This window comes from Paraglaciecola sp., from assembly GCF_039942875.1.
In the GTDB taxonomy this organism is placed as follows: Bacteria; Pseudomonadota; Gammaproteobacteria; order Enterobacterales; family Alteromonadaceae; genus Paraglaciecola.
The window spans coordinates 1-23,360 of record NZ_JBDVBQ010000041.1 but is presented as its reverse complement, the minus strand read 5'-3'; the positions used below and the strand labels follow the sequence as shown (position 1 = coordinate 23,360).

At 41.2% G+C, this 23,360-nt stretch carries 15 protein-coding genes and 1 pseudogene; 10 read left to right on the top strand and 6 right to left on the bottom strand.

Annotated elements, in window-relative coordinates:
* Positions 1–13 precede the first annotated feature (13 nt).
* Positions 14–868 carry a putative RNA methyltransferase gene (locus ABJE44_RS13540; protein WP_348110234.1) on the bottom strand — a complete coding sequence of 285 codons (855 nt, stop codon included), beginning with the start codon at positions 866–868 and terminating at the stop codon, positions 14–16.
* A 201-nt stretch (positions 869–1,069) separates the two neighbouring features.
* Here ABJE44_RS13540 and ABJE44_RS13535 point away from each other — a divergent pair, with 201 nt between their 5' ends.
* Positions 1,070–4,354, top strand: a complete 3,285-nt coding sequence (locus tag ABJE44_RS13535) for a S41 family peptidase (protein ID WP_348110233.1) — start codon at positions 1,070–1,072, stop codon at positions 4,352–4,354.
* 78 nt (positions 4,355–4,432) lie between these two features.
* Here ABJE44_RS13535 and ABJE44_RS13530 read toward each other — a convergent pair whose 3' ends face one another.
* The 3 genes from ABJE44_RS13530 to ABJE44_RS13520 all read right to left on the bottom strand — a co-directional run bounded on the left by ABJE44_RS13530 (position 4,433) and on the right by ABJE44_RS13520 (position 7,575).
* Complete coding sequence (locus tag ABJE44_RS13530; RefSeq protein WP_348110232.1) at positions 4,433–5,566, bottom strand: serine hydrolase domain-containing protein; 1,134 nt, start codon at positions 5,564–5,566, stop codon at positions 4,433–4,435.
* A gap of 62 nt (positions 5,567–5,628) precedes the next feature.
* Positions 5,629–6,390, bottom strand: a complete 762-nt coding sequence (locus ABJE44_RS13525) for an SDR family oxidoreductase (RefSeq protein ID WP_348110231.1) — start codon at positions 6,388–6,390, stop codon at positions 5,629–5,631.
* A gap of 39 nt (positions 6,391–6,429) precedes the next feature.
* Positions 6,430–7,575: an enoyl-CoA hydratase/isomerase family protein gene (locus ABJE44_RS13520; RefSeq protein ID WP_348110230.1), complete on the bottom strand. Its 1,146-nt coding sequence runs from the start codon at positions 7,573–7,575 to the stop codon at positions 6,430–6,432.
* Positions 7,576–7,795: 220 nt separating this feature from the next.
* Here ABJE44_RS13520 and ABJE44_RS13515 point away from each other — a divergent pair, with 220 nt between their 5' ends.
* The 4 genes from ABJE44_RS13515 to ABJE44_RS13500 all read left to right on the top strand — a co-directional run bounded on the left by ABJE44_RS13515 (position 7,796) and on the right by ABJE44_RS13500 (position 14,160).
* Positions 7,796–9,457 carry a response regulator gene (locus ABJE44_RS13515; protein ID WP_348110229.1) on the top strand — a complete coding sequence of 554 codons (1,662 nt, stop codon included), beginning with the start codon at positions 7,796–7,798 and terminating at the stop codon, positions 9,455–9,457.
* A 67-nt stretch (positions 9,458–9,524) separates the two neighbouring features.
* Positions 9,525–10,253, top strand: a complete 729-nt coding sequence (locus ABJE44_RS13510; protein WP_348110228.1) for a transporter substrate-binding domain-containing protein — start codon at positions 9,525–9,527, stop codon at positions 10,251–10,253.
* Between the two features lie 321 nt (positions 10,254–10,574).
* Complete coding sequence (locus tag ABJE44_RS13505; RefSeq protein WP_348110227.1) at positions 10,575–12,917, top strand: TonB-dependent receptor; 2,343 nt, start codon at positions 10,575–10,577, stop codon at positions 12,915–12,917.
* 16 nt (positions 12,918–12,933) lie between these two features.
* Entirely contained in the window at positions 12,934–14,160 is a 1,227-nt protein-coding gene (locus ABJE44_RS13500; RefSeq protein WP_348110226.1) for a dipeptidase, read from the top strand.
* Positions 14,161–14,220: 60 nt separating this feature from the next.
* Here ABJE44_RS13500 and ABJE44_RS13495 read toward each other — a convergent pair whose 3' ends face one another.
* Complete coding sequence (locus ABJE44_RS13495; protein ID WP_348110225.1) at positions 14,221–15,030, bottom strand: helix-turn-helix transcriptional regulator; 810 nt, start codon at positions 15,028–15,030, stop codon at positions 14,221–14,223.
* A 12-nt stretch (positions 15,031–15,042) separates the two neighbouring features.
* Complete coding sequence (locus tag ABJE44_RS13490; protein ID WP_348110224.1) at positions 15,043–15,948, bottom strand: LysR substrate-binding domain-containing protein; 906 nt, start codon at positions 15,946–15,948, stop codon at positions 15,043–15,045.
* Positions 15,949–16,153: 205 nt separating this feature from the next.
* On the opposite strand from ABJE44_RS13490, the gene ABJE44_RS13485 reads away from it, so the two are divergent.
* The 5 genes and pseudogenes from ABJE44_RS13485 to ABJE44_RS13465 form a co-directional block, all read left to right on the top strand.
* Positions 16,154–18,586: a TonB-dependent receptor gene (locus tag ABJE44_RS13485; RefSeq protein WP_348110223.1), complete on the top strand. Its 2,433-nt coding sequence runs from the start codon at positions 16,154–16,156 to the stop codon at positions 18,584–18,586.
* 42 nt (positions 18,587–18,628) lie between these two features.
* The gene (locus tag ABJE44_RS13480) at positions 18,629–20,236 is read left to right on the top strand and encodes a sulfotransferase (RefSeq protein WP_348110222.1); all 1,608 of its coding nucleotides are present in this window, start codon (positions 18,629–18,631) and stop codon (positions 20,234–20,236) included.
* Positions 20,236–21,093, top strand: a complete 858-nt coding sequence (locus ABJE44_RS13475; RefSeq protein ID WP_348110221.1) for a hypothetical protein — start codon at positions 20,236–20,238, stop codon at positions 21,091–21,093. The genes ABJE44_RS13480 and ABJE44_RS13475 overlap by 1 nt, the downstream gene beginning before the upstream one ends.
* A gap of 89 nt (positions 21,094–21,182) precedes the next feature.
* The gene (locus ABJE44_RS13470) at positions 21,183–22,799 is read left to right on the top strand and encodes a 5-guanidino-2-oxopentanoate decarboxylase (protein ID WP_348110220.1); all 1,617 of its coding nucleotides are present in this window, start codon (positions 21,183–21,185) and stop codon (positions 22,797–22,799) included.
* A gap of 64 nt (positions 22,800–22,863) precedes the next feature.
* Positions 22,864–23,360, top strand: a pseudogene (locus ABJE44_RS13465) (YjiH family protein); the annotation flags it as partial.

Here is a 23,360-nt window from a genome sequence, read left to right as displayed (position 1 = left end):
TCTAAGAGCTCAACTAAACTAATTGTTTAACGTAAACGCGAATATCAAAGTCGGCTGTCACCTCTCTAACATAGGTTATAAGTTGTTGACGTTTTTCCTCAGTAGCAGACCAATAATACGGGGTCATCATCAGTAAGTTTTCAACTTGATTTTTGTCTGCCAGCTCTAGCTCAAAGTTTAAATTAAACTGTTGCTTGAGAACAAACCCCACTGGCTCAAGGGTTTTAGCCTGATGCTGAGTAGGCGAGTCATATAAGGCATATTTAAATTGCTGTAAGTGCTCACCAGCAGGGTTTATCACTACCCATATACCTTTATCTTTTAACACTCGATGAATTTCTTGTTCGCTGCTTGGTGCAAATATTTGTAACACCCCATCTTGGCTTGCGCTAGACACTGGCAAATTAAACGTACTTGCTACCGCAAACTGCTGTTTTTTGTATTGTTTCGCGGCTTTTTGTATCGCAAATTTAGAGATATCAATACCACTGTATAGTATTGGTAGCGCGCCCTCTTCTACCTGCATTGTCAAATTTTCTGCCAACCAATTTAGGTAATAGCCTTCACCACAACCCGCATCAAATATTTTAATATTGTCCTCGGATTCTGACGGGCACAAATGCAATTTGAACATACCCGTAATGGTTTGGGCTAAAGGTTGATATAAGCCAGACTCTAAAAACGCCCTGCGACCATTCACCATTTGTTTATTATCACCAGGGGCTTTACTATTTTTATTTTGAGCCAGCAACAGATTAACGTAGCCTTCTTTAGCAAGGTCAAAACTATGATTATTCTCACAGCTCCAAATACTCTTTTTTAAAAATAATGGGCTTTGGCAAGAAGGGCATACCCAGGGTGACAGCAAGTTGTTCATAACACCTAATGTTTACAAATCTAGTTATATCCTAAGTGTATCATTAACTTAGATTATGTAACCTTGGGTTTATGCCTCTTTGTCACCCTTGGTCTTGTTTAATGGCTTTTTCAGCGAACTAGCTTTTACTTTTTGCTACAAATTGAGATAGTTAACAGAGAAGAATAGCAACCTGCCTCAAAGGGAATTTTAATGTCAATCCAACGTTTAATATTGTGTCTCCTGTTAATTGCTTTTATGCCACAAGTTTGGGCCTCACCTGGTTACTTTCGTTATCCTGATTTACATGACAATACCCTAGTATTTACAGCAGAAGGCGACCTATGGAAAATAACCTTAGGTGAACAATTTGCACAGCGCCTTACAACCCATCCCAATGAAGAGCGTGAAGCCCATATTTCAAATGATGGTCAATGGGTTACTTTTGTGGCCAATTACACCGACTCACCAGAGCTTTACATCATGCCTATCCAGGGGGGCATAGCCAAAAGATTAACCTATGAAAATGTCAGCGTAAAAAACCATGGTTGGAGTGACGAAGGCAAAGTTATCTATAGCTACAATGGCCGCATCGGCCCCATAGGAAACTGGACCTTAAAACAGCTTGACCCAAATACCCTAGAAACCACATCCATTCCTTTATCTGATGCCATAGAGGGCACTGTGGCCAGCGATAATAACCTTTACTTTGTGAGGTTTGGTCTGCAAATGTCCACAGATAACGCTAGAGCATACAAAGGTGGAGCTAAAGGCGAGTTATGGAAATTCAAACTAGGCTCACAAAAAGAAGCCACTCACCTAAGCAAAAAGCATAAAGGGTCTATCCGCAACCCTATGCTATCAGGGGAGCGCCTATATTTTATTAGTAATCAAAGCGGCGTAGACAACCTTTGGTCAATGAAGTTAAACGGCAAAGATCAAACTCAGCATACCCACTACAAAGATTGGGAAGTAAGAGATGCCAACGTTTACCAAAATAAAATTGTTTATCAGCTCGGTGCCGATATTAAAGTATTTGATACCCCAACTGAAAATAGCCAAACCTTAGACATCTCACTCACCTCAGACTTTCCCCATTTAAGAGAGCGCTGGATCAATAAGCCCTTAGACTATCTAACCAATGCGGCTCAAGCTAGCGATAGCAAAAAGGTAGTCCTTACCGCAAGGGGCAGGGTCGCAATTGCTAACACTGATAATTCACGGTTAATTGAGATAGCTACGCCAAAAGACTCACGCACCCGAAACGCTATTCTCAGTGCAGATAATAAATCTGTATATGCTTTGAATGATAGCAGTGGCGAACTTGAAATCTGGCAGTACCCGGCAGATGGCTCAGAAGGAGCAACCCAATTAACCACGGATGGTAGCGTATTCCGCTGGAATTTGTATTTATCTCCCGACGGAAAAACTTTAGCTCATGATGATAAAAATGGTGAGTTATGGTTACTCGATTTAGATACTAAAGTGAATACAAAAATCCTCACTGGCAACACTGGCAGTAATCCTATTGCCTCATTAACTTGGTCTAAAGACAGCCAACTCATAGCGCTAACCTTTAACGATCTTAAGGCCGAACGTAGTCAAATCATGTTAATTGAGCTCTCCGAAGACCTAGCATCAAACACTCAGAAATTACTCACCTCAGATAAATACAATTCTTATTCCCCTGCTTTTTCCGCAGATATGCAATGGCTGTATTTTCTATCTGACCGTGAATTTAATAGTTTCCCAAGATCACCTTGGGGCGACAGAAACATGGGGGCTAATTTTGATCGCCGCACTCAAATATTTGCCATATCTCTTAAGCAAGATGCAAAATTCCCGTTTAGCGATATCAATGAACTTAATACGGAACACAAACCCAAAGATGAGTCCGATAAAGATGAAGAAGCAAGCGAGTCAAAAACCGCGGCACTGGTAGATTGGACAGATATTCAAACAAGGTTATGGCAAGTACCTGTGGCGTCGGGTAATTACTCCAAGTTGATAGCCAATCAAAAGTATCTATACCTTGATGACAAAATCAACGAGCCGAATACCAAAACGTCTTTACAATCTATCGAAATCAAACCCAAGCCTAAATTAACGACATTTACCTCTGGAATACGAGATTTTAGTCTGTCAGACGATGGCAAGACCTTGTTCGTACACAAGGCTGATAGTAGAAATTCAATGTACTTAGTGAAAGCAGCGGGTAAGTTCCCAGCTAAATCCACCGATAGCAAAGTGCAAACCTATGATTGGAAACTTGCCATTAACCCGTCCTTAGAGTGGCAGCAAATTTTTCACGATGCCTGGTTAATGCACCGAGATTCGCTGTTTGACAAAAATATGCGTGGCCTAGACTGGTCTGCCGTAAAGCAAAAGTACCAACCATTATTAACTCGACTCACCCATAGAAACGAATTAAACGACCTATTTGAACAGATGATGGGTGAGTTAAACACCTTGCACTCTCAGGTCCGGGGTGGCGATATGCCTTATGACAAAAATGCCCCCAAACATGCCACTTTAGGTGCTCAGTACGAACAAACAGACCTAGGCCTAAGCATTGCCCATATCTACCAAAATGACCCTGAGTTGATAAAGCGCCTAGCGCCTTTAGCTAGGCCAAATGTTAATGCTAAAGAGGGCGACATCATTACCGCCATAAACGGTAAAATAATACATACCCAAATAGACTTGGTTAAAGCACTTCAAAATCAAGCAGGGAAACAGGTATTACTAGCTCTAAAACGGGGTGACGAGCACATAAAAACTGTAGTGAAAGCGGCAAGCAGCCGAGCCGCAGTATTTCACCGTTATTACGATTGGGTCACCCAAAATCAACAAACAGTAACTGAAGCAGATGATGAATTAGGTTACCTACATTTGTATGCCATGGGTGCCAACGATGTTTCTACCTTCGCTAGAGAATTTTATGCTCAGTACAAAAAACAAGGCCTGATCATAGATGTAAGACGCAACCGAGGCGGTAACGTAGACAGCTGGCTTATCGAAAAACTATTAAGACGCGCATGGTCTTTTTGGCAACCTCCAGGACAAGAAGCTAACACCAATATGCAGCAAACCTTTAGAGGCCATCTGGTCGTATTAGCTGACGAATATACCTACTCAGATGGCGAAACCTTTACCGCTGGTGTTAAAGCTTTAGAGTTAGGAACGGTTATTGGCAAACAAACCGCAGGAGCAGGCGTTTGGTTAACAGGTCGCAACAGACAGGCTGATAAAGGCATAGCAAGGGTGGCAGAATTTCCAGTATTTGCTATGGATGGGCGCTGGATCACAGAAGGTCGAGGCATCTCTCCAGATATAGAAGTCAGTAACTTACCTTACGCCACCTATAATGGCGAAGATGCCCAACTAGAAGCGGCCATCAAGTATTTACAAAAACAAATAAAGCGTAAGCCTGTTAAAACATTACAAGCTAAGCCTTTTCCTAAGGTAGATATACCTGCTGGAGATATTATTGATTAGCGATGTGCATGTTAACTCAACAACAAGGCTAGAAGCTAAAGGCTTTTAACCTTGTTGTAAGTTTGGAGTAAAACAGCATTATTGATTATCAAAATACAGCGCTATCACTTCGTTTATTAACTCTTGTGCATCTAAACCCGAGTCGTTGCACATCATAGCAAAAGACATCTTCTCTTCAGGAAATCGTACATAATAAGTAGAAGTCCCCAACCAACCTCCAGAATGAGAATATGACATTCGCCCCATAGTTTCTCCAACAAATTGGCCGTTAGCATAACTCCATTTATCTGCCATCAATTGACTATTTGAAGTGTTCATCAGCGCTACCAATTTACTGGGGTTGCTTCCCACTTTTGGCGTATAGAAGTTCTCGTCCCACTTCAGCATATCTTCAAGAGTAGTATGTAAGCCTCCGTCCCCCACCCAGAACAAGTTGGTCATCTCGTTGATATAACTTCCATCATCATTCTGTGCGTATCCCATGGCGCGATTTTTGATTATCTCAACTGGGTTATCACTAAAAAAGGTATGACTCATACCAAGAGGTTTAAATATTTTTTCAGAAGCGTAATCCCGTAGGCTTTTCCCTGACACTTCTTCTACCAGCATAGACAATAAAAAGTACGCTAAATTACTGTATTGAAACTTCTGATTAGGCTTAAGTGCCAAAGGTACAGTTTTAACTACATCATAAAACTCGCTAATTGTTAGGTAATCTTCATTGCCTAAACGGAAATCGCCACCCGCTACTGATTTAAGATCAATACTACCTTTTGACTTTTCACCCTCATAAGAGCCTGCAATAAGGTCATAATCACCCATACCACTAACGTGGCCGAGCATAGCGCGAATGGTGACTAGCTCACCATAATCTCTTAAATCTTTGAGATAAGTGTGTATCTCGGCGTCAAGATCTATCTTGCCTTCTTCGGCTAACAGCAAAACAGCCACAGCCGTGAATTGCTTAGATACCGATGCCATCCTATGCACTTGACTACCGTCTAAGGGCACATTCATTTCAAGGTTAGCGAGGCCATAACCGGCTTTATGAATTAACTGCTGATTTTTGATCACGCCTAGATTACAACCAGGAGTAGTCTCACTCACTCTACTCGCAAAAACGTTCTTTATGGCTACGTCCAAGTCAGCAGCCATAGTAGTGACAGGCATACATAGCCCAGTGAAAAACAAAAATGTGTTTAAAGTTTTCATTATTACTCCCTTAATTTGAATTAACTGCTGTCTGCCTGTACCAATTAATTAAACGTTACAAGCTACACCCTAGTGCCGCCATCTAATTCTAGCGTTCTGCCGGTAAAGTAGTCATTCTCAAAAATAAACTTAGCGGCATGGGCTAACTCCTCAACCTCAGCCAAACGCTGGGCTGGGATACTTTTAATAAACATCTCGCGCATTTCTGGTCGCATTTGCGCTGCCATTGCAGTTTCTACTAATCCTGGAGCAATACAGCCAGTACGTATGCCAAAGCGCCCTAATTCTTTTGCCCATGAAACTGTCATGGTAGATACCGCAGCTTTAGAAGCTGAGTAATTTGTTTGCCCCATATTACCTGCTCTAGAGACCGACGAAATATTAATGATCACTCCTTGGCTTTTCGTCTCAACCATTTGTGCCGCCGCTTCTCTGCTACACAAAAATGTTCCTGTAACATTTACATCCATCACAGATTGAAATTGTTGCAACGGCATTTTATCTAGCACTTTTCCTTCTTTTACCTTTAACAACATACCGTCACGCATAATTCCGGCACTATTGATCAAGCCATTTAACTGACCAAAGTCAGTAGCTATTTTTGCAAAGGTAGCTTCTACCTGCGCTTCGTCGGTAACATTTACCGCATACCCTAGGGCGTTTACGCCGAGCTTTTTTATATCATTAGCTAGGGCTTCAACGCCTTCTTTTTGCATATCCAAAAGGGCGATGTGTGCCCCCTGTTTTGCAAACTCTTGTGCCATGGATTTCCCTAACCCTTGGGCTGCACCTGTTATGGCTATCACTTGATTCTGTAAATTCATTTTAACTCTCTTTCTAATATGATTATGATTGAACTAAGGCTAAGTAAGGTGAGCCAATGGATGTAAATCAGCAGGCCATATGGCCTCAAAGAAATACTCGACCACAGAGTCAGGTACCTCTTCAACGGTTTTATATTTCCAATTTGGCTTGCCATCTTTGTCTACTAGCAGCGCCCTAACCCCTTCTTGAAACTCGCCAAATTTTCCAGATTTACAAGACAAACCTAGCTCCATTTGCAAGCATTCGGACAAGGTCATGGTTTTACCCCGTCGTAATTGTTCATAGAGAATATGAGCCGAAATTGCCGAGCCTCTACTCAGCGTTTTCTGAGATCGCTCAAACCATGAGTCTTGTTGTGGATCGATAGATTGAATATAATTAACGGCTTCTTTGACTGAACGGAGCTGAGACAAACCATTAAGCCAGTTTTGTCGACTTTCTAAATGGCCTAAAGGTAAATCATCAGAGTTTTTTGTTTGGAAAATATCACATAATGTATTTAATGTAGTGTCGACAGAAGTCGTTTCCCAAGTTGCCGAAAGCAAACAGCTAACAAACTCTGTTTTTAAATCCTGGGATACAAAATAGTCAGCCAAGTTGACGTACAAGGCATCTGCTGCATTAATAGCAGCACCTGTTAACCCCAAAAACAAACCACAGCCAAGTGGCATTTTATTCAAAAAATAACTCGCTCCAACATCTGGATATAAACCAATGCTAATTTCAGGCATAGCAATACGTGAACTGGCAGTCACAATACGATGGCTTGCACCACACATCAAACCTAGTCCGCCGCCCATCACTATGCCATTCCCCCAGACTATAATAGGTTTACTATAAGTGTGGATAAGGTGGTTAAGTCTGTATTCTAAGGTGAAGAATCGTTGCAGAATATATTCATCGCAATCAGTTTGGACGACATGACTCTGTGCCTGCTTCATTAAGTGATACATAGACACCACATCACCACCAGCACAAAATGCTTTGTCTCCTTCAGCATCTAATAAAATCAAGGCTATACATTGGTCTTGTTGCCATATGCTTAGTTGCGCATATAACGACTCAATCATTCCTAAATCTAAGGCATTCAAAGCACTAACTTTAGTGAGTTTGGCATGCCCAATCTTCACACCATTATCTGTATCTAGTTCTTCAAAAAGAACGGTGGTGGATTCCGTAAACATATTTTCTTACTTCTATTTGATAGTTTTTCAATGTTATCAAACTATTACTTTTAGGTTAATATTTGATTAAAAACACAACTCACTACACACAATATTACAAACTTATGAAACCTAGCATCTCATAGTTCTATATTTTCATACTTACCCTATAAAAAGACTCATTATTTTCTTGTCTTGCCCTGCTATGCTAGGCCTTCATTCTCAATTTTATAAAGTTGCTATGTCATTTAACAAAGTTAAAGTAGCCGTTGTAGAAGATAACGGAATGGCGCGGGCCAATATTCGTAACCATCTATTAGATATGGGATTTTCGCACATAAGTTGCTTTAGTAATGGCCGTGAATTAAAGGCAAATATTAAGCGGAATAAAATTGATTTATTACTTATGGACTTTCACCTTGGCCTTTATAAAAACGGTGTTGAAGTAGTCCAAGATTTACAAAAAGTTAAACTGATCGATGAAAGAACATGTGTAATGTTCGTTACCTACGATCGCTTACCGCTCATAATAGGGCAAATAGTCAATATTCATCCTGAAGCCGTAGTAACCAAGCCCTATACAATTCATAACCTGCAAAAAAATGTCCGAAATTGCTTATATTTACATACATTTTTATTGCCGATTTATGAAAACATGTACGACGATAATTATTCTAAGGCTCTAAAATCTATTGATGCGTTAATCGTTGCCAATAAAAAACCAAAATTTCGTTCTGCTTTGATTAAATTGAAAGCACACATATTAACTAAACTTAACCGTTTTGGTGAAGCTCGCGAACTCTATTCAGGAATATTAGAGCGTTCAGATAAAGTCCTTTGGGCAAGGTGGGGGCTAATCCAATCATTATTTCTCGACGGTAAAGTCGAACAAAGTGAAGAACTGTTAACAAGCCTGACCGACTCTCAACTTACAAATGGCAAAGCCTGCGAATGGTTAGCGCGAATCAACGTGGAAAAAAATCAATACAGCAAAGCTGAACAATACATGGGGAAAATTAACGAAGGGGAATTATCTATTCCTGCTTCACAATTAAAAGCCCATATATTTCAAGCGCAAAATCGTTGTGATGATGCCATTAAATTTTTAGAAAAAAAGCGAGAATCGAACCGTTCTAATCGAGAGCATTTCGACGAAATATCACTTGAATTAGCTCGCTGTTATATTTTTGAAGCAGAACAAAGACTTGCCAACGAGCGTCAAGCAAGTCTAAAAGTGGCGAAATACTTAATCGGCGCTGCGGGTCGAAAGTCATTAGATCCAGAACTCACTATTCGTAAAGATTACATGCATGCCATAGTCGCTTTTTTAGAAGGAAACGAAAAAAAAACCCACGAAGTATTAGCGCGAAAAGGTATGGGAGATCTACGAAATGCTGAAATCCCCACCATTACCGATGCCATACACGTGTGGCAAAATATTGGTAACACAGCCAAAGCCAAAGAACTCTTAGAGTTGGGCGAAGAAAAACTAAAACAAATTGAAGACGAAAACGAGAAAACAGTATCTTCTATGCTGATTGCTAAAGGGGCCGATAGCATTGGAGAGAGAAAACCTCAGGCGCTTGAGTATAATAAAAATGGTCTACAAAAGTACGCGGCTAAAGAGTTTTTAGAAGCCACAAAACAGTTTTATCAAGCCTATATTTTATTCCCCAGAGAAATCGCATTTAGTCTAAACTTACTTCAAGGTATGGTGGATGCTGAACTACTAGATTATGAGAAAATGAATACTCTAGAGTTACTTAAAGAAATACAAAGTCGTCAACTTAGCCATGTTAACAAAAAGCGATTTGGGGATATTTTGAATCGTGTGGTTAACAAAAACCATATATACCACTACGATATCTCAAAAGATGCCTCCTTGAATTTAACAAAAACCTAAGGTGCCAATGCTAAATAAACACTCCCTGATAAGCTTTCCTCTTCAGAATTTTTGTTTTTTATTTCTCATGACGTTTTTAAGCGACTTTGCCCAAGCACAAAAAACAAAGCTTTACTTTGACATAGGTGAACCCGGAGGCTGGGTGCCGTTTCGAACAGGCGCAGAAGCAGGACAACCAGGAGTACTTAGTGAACTGGCTCAACTTATGACTGCACATTCTGATATTGAGTTCATACCTGTGCCTTTGCCTGCAAAAAGAGCTCAAAAAGCCCTAAAAGATGGCTGGGTTGATTTTGATTTAATTTGCTTAGAGTGGCTGTCAAAAGAGCAACAATCTGAAGAATATGTAAATAGCGAGCCATTATTTGAGATCACTGAAAACCTAATCACACTAGCACCGAACCAATACTTGTTTCCCTCCCGAGAGTCAATATTTGGTAAACACGTTGGCACCATTGCGGGCTATTTTTATTTTGATGACAATACATTTACAAGAGTGGACTTTTTAAATGAAAGTCAATTATTACAAGGCCTGAAACATGAGCGTTTTAATGTCATTATTCTGGAAAGAGAAACCGCAAAGTATTGGGCTAACTTGAATAAAGTTAACATTGCATTTTCTGCAGTACATTCTTCAGGAAACCTGTTAATTAGATTAAGAGAGGAACATCAACATCTAATGCCAGCCATCAACAAAACCATACAGCTCATTAAAAACTCGGGGGAGTTACAAGCCATACTCGATAAACATAAGGTGGAGTCTAAAATTTATTACCCATCATATGACTTAAATTGAGTTGTATTTAGGCGCTTAAATTAAAAACTTAACCTTTGTTATAGATTTATTATTCACAATAAAATCACATTTAGTGCATAATTATTCTTAATTGGTGCATGTATAATTATTAAAGTTATTTTACTCAGCATAAAACCCGTCAAAAAACACACCTTACAAAATGTTACAAATTAGCAACCTCAAAACCTATAAGGCCCTCTGAAGCGATTAAGGAAGTCCAAAGCTAGTGGCTTTTAATTTGGTACGTTAATTGATTCATATAATTTTTTATTACCAATACCCCCCAACAAAGTAAGTAACTATTACAGCCAGGAGTCACCTTTGAAAACTATCCATAAGTACTTTCGTCCCTCTTTAATAAGTGCATCTCTCGCCACTTTATTCGCTGCTAGTCCTGCGTTATCTCAAGAGTCTGACACAACACAATCAGCTGAAGCTGAAGAAAAAATTCAAGTAGTTGGGCGTCGAATTTCTGAAACAGAAATAGCCATAGGTACAGGTGAAGTCACCAATACCTTAGCCGTGACCCGTGACGCTTTGTTATCGGCCCCAGCGGGAATTTCAGGGTTAAAAATGTTAGAAAGTTTACCGGGCTTTAATGTTCAAACAGACGGGGCTTTAGGTTTGTACGAATTTGGCAACTCAGTGAATGTACGAGCCTTTAATTTAAGTCAAATAGGGTTTGTATTAAACGGAGTGCCAATGGGCCGGTCTGACGCATTTGGTGGTAGCCCAATCTTTAGGTATGTTGACAACGAAAATCTCGCATCTGTGGTTGCCTCTCCTGGTGCTGGTGATGTTTCAGCACCTAGCTATTCATCATTAGGGCCAATTGCATCTTATTATTCGGTAGATCCATCAGATAAAATGGGCGGCCTAGTATCTATGACCATAGGCGACGACAATTTGCAGCGCTCATTTGTCAAACTTGAAACCGGTGATATAAACGGTTTCAAAGCTTTTATAAGCCGTTCAAAAACTGATAGTGACCTATGGCGTGGCCCAGGCACCATAGACAGAGAGCATATCGAAGGAAAAGCCATCTATACCTTTGATCAAGGCACAACGTTAGAATTTAGTTACGTAGCCAATGACTTCTTTGATTATGATTCTCCATCAGGTACGGCCGCAACCTTCGAGGCAGATTACTACTACAGCTATTCAGATTCCATTCCTGAAGGCTGTATCTCTGCTGATCCTGGCGTATACGACTTTAACCAAGACGGCACCATAGACGACTCTGACTTTACGCCCGTGTTTACCGGAAGCAACTGTACAAGTTATTACGAAGACCGTATCAACGTGCGGGATGACAAGTTGTATTCATTGCAGCTAAACACGTATTTAACCGACAACTTAATGTTCACCGGCACGGCCTACCTAGAAGATAAAGATGGCTATGGTGTATCTCCAGATTCTTATAGCAATACATTGGGTATTTACACAGACCAAGCCGCTGCTGGATTAGATGTAGTGCACCCTAGAGGCGTACAATACGGTTTGTCTTCTGTTGGTGGCGAGCGTAAAGGCTTTGTGGCTGATTTTAGCTTAGAGCTTGAAAACAACCATATCGAATTTGGGGCATGGCTTGAAGAAGATACCTACAACCGTACTCAACAGCGCCTCAATAAAACAGCAGGTAGCGCTGATGGTGACGTAATATGGGACGAAGTAGCTTACTACAGACGTGACTACACTTCAGTACGAGACACCACCCAACTATACATTAAAGACACCATCAGCCTAATGGATGATGATTTAAAACTAGAAGTGGGTCTTAAATCTTTAAGTGTTGATTATTCACTAGATGGCTATCGTGATTATAACGATTATGAAATAGATGGCGAAGCGGGCTATGGTCCTCAATCTGTTGGAGGCGAGTTCAGCAATCACTTTTTACCTTCAATCGGTGCAGTATATGCATTAAATGATAACGACCAATTATTTGCGTCATACTCAAAGAACTTTGCCCTACCAAGTGGCACAGACGATATTTATGATAACGCGATCAGCTTTGAAGCGGACACTCCTGAAGGTGAAGAAGCCGATAACTTTGAATTAGGCTATCGAACCAATCAAGAAAGCTTTAACGCTGCACTTGCATTATTCTACACTCGATTCGACAACCGACTATTTGCTAGTAACGTCATCAATCCTGCAACGGGTCAACCTGAAGGTTTTTATATCAATGGCGGCGCTTCAGAAGCATACGGATTTGAGTTAAGTGGTGTATATCAACCAGAAGCATTTGATAAAGAACTTTACTTCAACGCTAACATTTCTTATAAAAATGCTACCTTAGTTGACGGTTTTGGTAGTAACCCAGCAGGTAGTAGATTAGCAGATAGCCCAGAATGGCTAGTGACAGCCGGTATTACATATGAACCCACAGAGTGGATTGTTGCGAATGTCTCAGCCAAATATACTGGCAGTCGTTATACGGACTATGCTGAAACCTATACAATGGAAAGCTTCACCTTAGTGAGTGCTTATTTAGACTTAGGAGGTATAAATCCTTTCGGTATGCCAGAAAACGTTAGCTTACGCTTTAATGTTGATAACCTTTTTGATGAAGAAGTATTGTCCTTCGCTTTCATAGGCTCTGCATTTTATCGTCCACTGAACCCACGTAACTTCCAAGCTTCATTAACGGTAGCCTTCTAATAAAATGAAGAGAAATATGCTTAAACTGAATAAAAAAATGGTATCTGTCGCTATAGGTTTGCTGCTTTCGCAAACCGCTTGCGCTAGCCCTACTTCTTTAGAGGATGCAACAGCTATACAACGCTCTATCGTGACCTTAGATACCCATCTAGATACGCCTGCCCATTTAGTACAACCGGGTTTTGATATTCTAGAGCGTCATACTTACGGTCATGATTTTTCACAAGTTGATGTACCAAGAATGTTAGAGGGTGCCTTAGATGGTGGATTTTGGGTGATTTACTCACCACAAGGCCCGCTGACTCAGGAAGGCTACGAAGACAGTCGTGATACCGCTATCCTTAGAGCACTTGCAATTCACACTATGGTGACAGCTAACCCAGATGTATTTGAGTTTGCGACTGAGCCAGAAGACGCTGCAGCCATAAAAAAAGCCGGTAAACTCATAGTTTACATGAGTATGGAAAACTCTTACCCACTTGGTACAGATGTAAGTTTACTAGAAACATTCTACAAACTTGGGTTAAGAATGGTGGGTCCGGTACATTTTAAAAACAACCAGTTTGGTGACAGCTCTACTGATCCATCAGGCATAAAATGGGGCGGCTTATCACCTTTAGGTGAAGAGCTAGTCGCAGAAGCTAACCGCCTAGGTATTGTTTTAGACGGCTCTCATGCTCATGATAAAACAACCGAAGACATGATACGTTTATCGAAAACACCGATCATTTTGTCTCATACCGGTACTAAAGCCATTTATGACCACCCCCGTAACGTTGATGACGCTTTACTTAAAAAGTTAGCTGCATCGGGGGGCGTGATTCAAATGAACGCTTACAGTGACTACCTTGCTGATTTACCTAAAAATCCTGAGCGTGCAGAAGCCTACAAAGGCTTGTTTGCACTCAGAGCGCAAGGTGTAGACATGGATGCACTAATTGAAAAACGTCGCGAGATAGAACATGAGCACCCAGCAGTAAAAGCCACATTTGAAGTGTATATGAAACACTTTTTACACGCTTTAAAAGTGGTAGGTCCAAAACATGTGGGTATAGGTGCCGACTGGGATGGCGGCGGTGGTGTCAAAGATATGATGGATGTAGTTAACCTACCTAGGATCACCCAACGTCTACTCGATGAAGGCTACACTAAATCAGACTTAGAAGACATTTGGGCTAATAATGCCCTTAGAGTTTTACAGGCTGCCAAAGACTATTCTGAAAGTTTAAAAACGGCAAAGTAGTCCATAACAAAACCTAAAATATACAAGGGAAGTACCTGTGAGTACTTCCCTTTTTTTTGCCTAATCAACACACCTTAACTGATTCAAAAAATACGAAAACAACTCTGAATTAGAACGTAGTTTCAATTTGGCATAGAGTTTGGCCCTATGAACTCTTTCAGTACCCGGCGAAATATGTAAATTGTCTGCAGCGGACTGTGAAGAATGACCTGTAATCACCAATTTCGCTATTTGGCGCTCTCTGGCTGTCAATAGTTCAGGTTCAAAATGGTTAAGTAAATAGTTCACTCTTTCTGACACCATTGAAGAAAGTGGCACCACATTTTGCCCTTGTTGCTGCTCTGCGAACTGCCAATGCTTTGTTACAAGAGCAATCAGTACCGAACTTACAGTTTGTAAAGATAGGAGTTCGGCTTCAGTAAAAACAGAGCTAGGAGAATGCCTGCCAATGCTAAATTGAATAAAGCCTAAATCACCACAATTGACAAAGAAGTAAGCGAGATCTTCAATGCCACTCTCTTGGTAATAAGCCGCATACATTTGAGATTGTTTGAACCCTTCTGGCATCAACTCGCTCCATGCATAAAGACCATCATCTAAATCATTCATAAACCCTTGATATGCTGGGCTGGCCACATATGCACCATCTAAAAAGCGCGCATAAAAAATCTTATCTTCGAGCTCTGTTAAATTCGAAAACAATAACTCGGGGGCTTTATGTTTGTTGTAACAAATCGCTGAGCTACTGCCAAAACAGATAACTGCCGAAAGCGCATCAACCAAGACATTAAAAAAGTGGTTAGTGCCCAGAGCATTAATCAACTCAGTTTGTGTTTCGGTACTTAGAAAGTCATTGTGGCTACTTTGCATTATGCATTCCCATCACATGTCATCTTTGTGAGTGAGTAGCCATTTTCTAAACTGACGAATAGCATAATCATCTTGGCGCTCACTATCATAAAGTATATGAAAGCGTTGCGTCGGCCTGAAGCTCTCTTCGCAGGCTACAATTAACTCCCCTTCAATTATGGCATCTCGGACTAAATACTCTGGCAGTATCGACACTCCAATATTATTTTTCACTGCTTGCAACAAATAGATAAAGTAGTCGAAGTATTGGCCACCTATCATAGAAATTTCTTTCTCAGTCATACCTGCTTTTAAGAACCATTCATCGGTTGTGGACATGGCATTACTTTGATGAATAAAATCAAAATTGGCCACTTCTCGCATGGTTTTAACGGGCTTTCTACCTCTTAAATATTTTGGAGTACACACTGCAAAATAGGTATCGTGTCGCAGTGGTTCAGCATAATAATGTGGCCAATCACCATCCCCCCACAGTATCGCAAAATCACAACGACGAGTATTACGGGCAACCGACTCAAAGTCGGTGCCTAAATCAATTTCAATATCTGGGTAATTAGTATAAAACTCGTTTAGCTTGGGCATTAGCCAAGCAATGGCGAAGGTCGGTTCAGTCACCACTTTTAACTTAACGGTTTTGGTATAGTCAGTATTAGAGGATATTTTTTGCGTCACAGCATTTAAGCTGTTTAACATTTTGTGGACTTCTTCAGCATACTGTTCACCCACTGGCGTCAAAGTGAGTTGATTATCTTGCCTGTAAAACAATTCACGGCCAATCAGCTTTTCTAAATTCTTAACTTGACGACTCACCGCACTTTGGGTGAGGTGCAAAGCATTACCAGCATAGGTCATATTCAAATGATGAGCTACGGCATCAAAACACTGCAATGAAATAATTGTAGGGAGTTTTCCTCTCACTTACACCACCTTTACTTTATTCAAGTTTAACACCCTAAGCTTATCTATATCATTATTGAATTGGTATCCATTGTAGCCATTCCATTTTGTAATACCATCAGTTGTTTTTGTTGTTTGCCAGTTTTAGATGCACTTAATAATATCCATCACAGTTAAATAAAAATAATAAATTAATTATTACTACTTAGTTCGAGGGAGTATTTAGATGTTTAAACCAAACAAATTAAGCGTGGCAATTTGTTGTGCTTTTATGGGCTCGCCAGCATTAAGTATGGCGCAAACAGCACCAGAAGACACCAGCCCAAAAGCCAAAGATATTGAGACAATATCTGTTACCGCGACTCGTCGTGAAACCACCATTCAAGAAGTACCTTATAGTATTTCAGCCTACGGTGGTGAAGCCTTAGAAAATGCTGGCATTACTGATTTTTCTAGTATTGCCCGCTCTATCCCAGGTTTAACACTAACTGATGTAGGACGGGGTAAAAATGGTATATCTTCTGGCATCATCATGCGTGGTCTTAACCTAACAGGTGGCGCTCAAGAAGATTTCGCCATGACAACCGACCCAGTTGTTTCAATTTATTTAGGTGAAACCCCTCTGTTTGCCAACCTTGAACTGCGTGACATGAATCGTGTAGAAGTACTCAAAGGTCCACAATCAACTTTATATGGGTCGGGTTCTTTAGGCGGCACCATACGTTATATTCCCAATAAACCAGAGTTCGATGAGGTATCAGGAAAAGCCCAAGCTAAGTTATCATCTACCGATGGCGCCGGTGATATAAACCATGATGTTGAGTTCACATTAAACGTGCCATTAAGTGACAATTTTGCCATCCGTGGTGTCGTCACTCAGTTGGCAAATGGTGGTTACATCGACAGCGACTATATCGCAGGGTTAGATAGCAACAACCAACCTACTGGTGAGTATTTCACAGCAAAAGATATCAACGATGAAGACGTCTCCATGGCTCGTTTATCTGCTCGTTGGGTACCTACAGATAAAACTGAGGTACTCCTCACTTACAACATGCAAAAAGATGATGTGCAAGGTTCTTCAGCAAGTTCAGAAGGTCTAGATGGTTATCAGTCAGCAGCAAAAATCATTGAACAATTTGAACGTGAAACCAGCATCACTTCACTTGTAGTCGAACATGAATTGGGGTTTGCTGACTTTACTTCTTCTACCTCTATTACTAGTAACGAAGCCGAAAGCAGCTATGACCAAAGCTACAACTACGGTCACTCAACTTGGTGGGGACCTTATTATATTTCTTACTATGGTTACACAGGTGGAACCTCACCCGCGTCAGAAGTTATTGTGGGCGAAAAGACCTACAAAACAGACACGATTACCCAAGAGTTCCGCTTGGCAGGCTCAAATGATGACGATCTAGATTGGTTGTTGGGTGTTTATTATAATTCAGTAGACTTTGAAGCGGATGCTTACGACTATGTTTATGGTCTAGATGCGGCCTTTAACATCACTAACCCAGTGGGAACCGATGTGGGTTATGGCAACATTCAAAAAACTGAATTTGAAGACTACGCGATATTTGGTGAAGTCACTTACTACCCCACCGAAGAGCTAAGCATCACAGCAGGTTTACGCTATTTTGAGCAGAATTTTTATGCCAAACAAGAAGTGTTACTGCCCGCTTGTGAAGAGTTTTGGAACACCACTTTAGGCTTTTTCACCTGTGGCGATACTGAAAACTCAGGCATTGATCCTAGAGGTTATGCAGCAGGCGAAGACGAAAAAGACTTCAGCGATCTGCTATACCGCTTAAACATAGCGTACGACATTGACCTAGATACCAAAGTTTACCTCAACATTTCACAAGGTTTCCGCCATGGTGGCGCTAATGGTTTGCCGACCACGGGTATTTTTGGTGAAAGTGAAGAGTATTTGTTTTTTGAACCAGACAAATCAACCAACTATGAAGTGGGCGTAAAAGGCAGCATGCTAGATGGCGATCTTTACTATAGTGCCACTGCTTACTTCATCGACTGGGAAGACCCAATTCTATTAGTGCAATCACCGGCTGGTGGTTTCCCTGCGATGATCAATGCCCAAAGTGCTGAGTCTAAAGGTATTGAAGTTGAGCTTAACGCTAATCTTACTGAAAGCTTAAAGCTTAATTTTGGTTATACCTATACCAATGCTGAACTAACAGAGGACTTTTTAGCTCCAGACGGAAGTTTTGCTGCAGCTGATGGCGAGTCTTTACCTGGCATACCTGAGTCTACCTTAGTCAGCTCATTGATATTTACCCAAGAACTAGGAGATGGTGAATTAACGGCAAAAATCGGTGTATCTTTTAAAGATGAATTTACAACTGGTTATGCACAACCCTCTATCTTTTATGAAACAGGGTACGATGAAATTCCATCTTCAACCTTATGGAATGCCAGTGTCCGATACGACATAGACCAATGGTCTGTTGCTTTGTTCGCTGAAAACTTACTAAACGCAGACGATGCAACAGCATCTGATGGTGATGGTAAATACATCATTGATGCAGCAGCAGGTGAGGTAAAAGCAGGTGAGCAATACGATATTGCACAGTTAGGTGACCAATTATACCGTGTGCGCCCGCGCACTGTGGGTGTATCTGTGAGCTATAAGTTCTGACACAATAAAACCAGTACTTAACTATTGATGAGAATGGAAATTTTGGATCAGTCTGACGATCATTACCACCAGCTGATTCAGGCAAGCCTGGCCGCTAACAATATTAACCACGCGGCCAGGCTTTGTACTGAAGCACTAAAAAAAGAGGCAACTAATGGGCTGCTTTGGCAAGACTTATCAGAAATTAGTCTGCGCTTAGGGCAAACCAAAATGACAATCAATAGTGCCTTAAAAGCTATTGATTGTGATCCCAAAAATGTGTGGCACCTTTTTCACTTAGCTGGATGTTATTTACAATTTCAAACTTTTTCAGCGGCGACTAAAGTCCTTGATAAAGCCTCATCTTTACTAAACAGCAACAATAGCGCTCAAGAGTGGGATAAGCTTGGAGAATTACGTTACATGGCCAATCAACTCGATTTAGCCATTAACGCACACACCCAAGCTTTAAACGTCGAGCCAGATAGCAAGCGCAGCCGTAATCAATTGGCTGCTTTGCTTCGTTTTAACGGTAAGTTAGCCGAATCCGAAACCTTGTACAGAGAAGTCATCAAGTTAGAGCCTGAGAATTATCAAGCCTGCTATAACTTGTCTCAGTTACGCCGCTTCAAAACAGCTGAAGATATTATTCCGCTGCTAAGCCGCTGTAGTCAGTTATTACCAGCGAGTCATCATGGCCATATTATGCTGCATTATGCCCATGGCAAAGTTTACGAAGACTTAGCGGATTATCCTAAAGCGTTTCAGCATTTAAGTCTTGGTAGTGCAATAAAGCGCCAGCAACGCCCCTATGATATCAAGCAAGATTTAGCTTTGATGCAAACCATAGTGGGGTTTTCTGAAGCACTTCAAAAGCAAATGAGTGGCACGGCTCAAACTCCGTCACAAACTCCAATTTTTATTGTGGGGCTGCCCAGAACAGGCACAACATTAGTTGAACGTATTATTGCCAGTCACCCCAATGTAGTCAGTGGCGGTGAACTCAATGCGTTTCCTATGGCCTTGCTAGAGGCAGGAGGTAAGCCTATTGCCGCTGGGCTTGAAGGTGTAGATCAAGAGTTAGTGCAAAGTGTCACCCCTGACACCTTAAACAATATGGCAAATCGCTATCTACAACTTGCGAACAACTATGTTGAAGGCGCAGCGTTTTTTGTAGATAAGCTGCCCTATAACTTTTTATATTGTGGCCTGATTTTACAAGCCATACCCAATGCAAAAATAATTCATGTCAACCGTAACCCCTTTGATGCCGCCTTGAGCAACTTCAAAATGTTATTCGATAGAGGTTACGAATACTCCTATGCGCTAGAAGACACGGCTGATTTTATCGCTGGGTATCAAACAATGATGCAACGATGGAAATTACAATTTCCAGCACAAATACACACCATAGACTACGAACAACTGGTTCAGTCTCAAGAATTAGAAACCCGTAAGTTACTGGCGTTTTGTGAATTAGATTGGGCGCCAGAATGCCTTAACTTTCATCAAAATAGTAGCGCCAGCCAAACAGCGAGTGCCAGCCAAGTAAGAGAGCCGATTTATAGTCGCTCTGTAGGTCTTTGGCGTCAATTTCAAACCCAATTAAATCCGTTACTTGATGCCTTTGCAAAGCATGGCATCAAGCCCAACGACAGTAAGGAACAATAATGGCAAAGCTAGACGTTTTCCAATCAATGTGGGCGATGGAATATAAACGCCCCGATGGTTTTGAGTTAAGTCTTGAAGAAAAAATAGAAAAAATATCAAACGCAGGCTTCAAAGGAGTCAGTTTTGATATTGGCTATCACCCGTTAGAATTGATAGAAACCGCCATGCCCTTATTACAAGCACACGGCTTAGATTTGGTATACAACGCCTTTGTAAAAAGTGTCGACCATTATAAAGATATTGTCGAGTTTGCAGCTAAACAGCCTATCAAACCCAGATTTATCGCTATAGTAGGTCAGATTGAACCTTGGAGTGTTGAACATGTAGCAGGTATCACACAACAGTGGTTGGCTATTGGTGAGCAAGCAGGCATTCCTTCCCACGTTGAAATTCATCGCAACTGTATGACCAACGATTTATTGTTTACTTTGCAACTTATGGAGCAAGTACCTGAGTTACTAATGGTGGCTGATTTGTCTCATACCTTAGTGAATCAAGAATATTACCTACCTCTTCATGACTTAGCGAAACAACGTATCTCTGAATTTTTAACAAAAGCAGAGGCTTTTCATGGCCGTGTCGCCACAAGAGAACAAGTACAAGTACCTTTTATGTTCCCCCAAAACAAACCTTGGTTTGAATTATTTCAAACTTGGTGGTCAGAAGGCTTTGATAATTGGCTTGCCAGACACGGTAAACAAAGCGATGACGCATGTGTATTTTTATGCGAATTAGGCCCACCGGTTTATGCCATAACAGGAGCAGACGGTGAAGAGTTGAGCGATCGCTGGGAAGAAGCGCTCATCATGGGAGAAACCGTACAAAAACTGTGGCAACAATCATTAGAAAAAGCGTAGTATTTTAGTTGTTGGCTCTGGGTATAACCGTCACAACAAGATTAGAGAACGCATATTCAATAATAAGAACAGACATATAGAGAATTAGCATGCAACAACAAACCTGTGGTGAAGCACTCACTCGATTATTACAAGCCTATGGCGTCGATACAATTTTTGGTATACCTGGCGTACACACCATTGAGTTGTATCGAGGTTTAAAAGGCTCGCCCATTAAGCATGTTACGCCACGCCATGAGCAAGGTGCAGGTTTTATGGCTGATGGGTATGCCAGAGTCACAGACAAACCCGGAGTGTGCTTTATTATCACAGGGCCAGGTATGACGAATATAGTCACCGCCATGGGACAAGCACTACAAGACTCTATTCCTATGTTAGTGATTTCATCCGTAAACCGCACGCAGCAGTTAGCCATGGGCGAAGGGCGTTTACATGAACTATCAAACCAGTTGGCCCTGACTTCTGGAGTTTCTCGTTATAGTCATACTTTATTGAGTGTAGACAACCTACCTAAAGTATTAGCTCAAGCGTTTGCGGTTTTCAGTAGCCAACGACCCGGCCCTGTGCACATTGAAATCCCCATTGATGTATTAGCACAAGATGCGAGCCACCTAGATATGCAACCTTGGCCTGTGCCCCAAGCACCTGCGCCGCAACCTGATAGCATCAAGCAAGCAGTAGCTTTACTTAGCCAAGCGAAGCGGCCAGTAATGATATTGGGTGGCGGAGCTAAAAAAGTAGATTTTGCTGCCCAAGAGCTTGCAGAAAAACTCAACATGCCAGTGGTAAATACCTGCAATGGTAAAGGGGTTATGCCGCCAGATCATCCATTAGCCATTGGCTCTACTCCCTCTCATCCAGCCATTCGTGAAGAAATCGAAAGACAAGCTGACGTCGTCCTTGCAGTGGGTACTGAGCTGGCAGAAACTGATTATGATTTTTTCTTTCTAGGTGATTTACAGATCCAAGGTAAGCTCATTCGTATTGATATTGATAGCGCACAACTGATGCGAAACCATAGACCAGACTTACCTATTTTATCAGATGCACAACAAGCATTAAGCGCTATCAATAGCGGTCTATCTGCCGTTAAAACCCAAAATATAGATATAGTACATTCACGTTGCGATACCTTACGCAAAGACACCCAAGATATGAAAAAAACTATTTACCGAGATTTTTTCAAAACTATCACAGACACCTTAGGTGACTGCGTTATCGTAGGTGACTCTACCCAACCTGCTTACTACGCCCAAGCTTATTATGAAACCAACAACACAGCCCGATACTTCCATTCAACCAGTGGTTACGGCACCTTAGGCTATGCGTTTCCTGCAGCTATTGGAGCAAAAATAGGCGCACCCAAGCTACCCGTAATTGGTTTAACAGGTGACGGTGGTGGACAATTTAGCCTAAATGAAATTATCAGTGCGGTGGACGCGAATGTTCCCGTAATTTATATCGTGTGGAATAACCAAGGTCATGGTGAAATTCGCCGCTTTATGGATGATGCCAAAGTCGAAAAAAATGGCGTAGACATTATTCCGCCAGATTATGTGGCACTTGCCAAAGCTATGGGGTGTAATGGGGCGCATGCAAAAAGCCTCACAGAATTATCCGCATTGTTAAATCAAGCAGAAGCCTATGATGCCCCCTTTTTAATTGAACTTGATGAAGCGGCCCTTGAATGTGGCTACGCATTTTAGAGGTTAAGTAAGTCACACCTTAAATATTAGTCAACTAAAACAGTTAAACGTTAGGAAACAGAACATGACAATACAACAGAGCTCCTCACAGAAAGAAGCCGCATCCTCTCCCTTAATTTGGCTCAAACTATTGGGGTGCTCTTTATTTGGCGTGTTATTTTTTTTGGTGCCCTTTCAGTATAATGACTCGTGGACAATCAGCCTTGGGCTAGTGGCAAGCCTGTTTACCCAAATGATTGGTAACGACATGAAAGTATTCACTTGTAGCGTCTTTTTCTTAGGGGCTGTGGTGGCGGTTATCTACAATTTAACCCCTAAAAGCTTTGCTAAAAAGTTGCCTTTAAGTGAAAAATTTATCGCCTCTCACTGGTTATGGACTCTGCTGGCAATCATAGGGGGCGTAGCATCAAGTATGACGTTTTTTCAGGTAGGTCCTGACTGGGTAATATCTAAAGAGACTGGCATAACGGCTTATATAGACGTAGCTGGTGCGATATTCTTATTAATTGGGTTAGGTTGTCTGTTTTTACCCTTTCTAACGGATTATGGGCTGCTTGATTT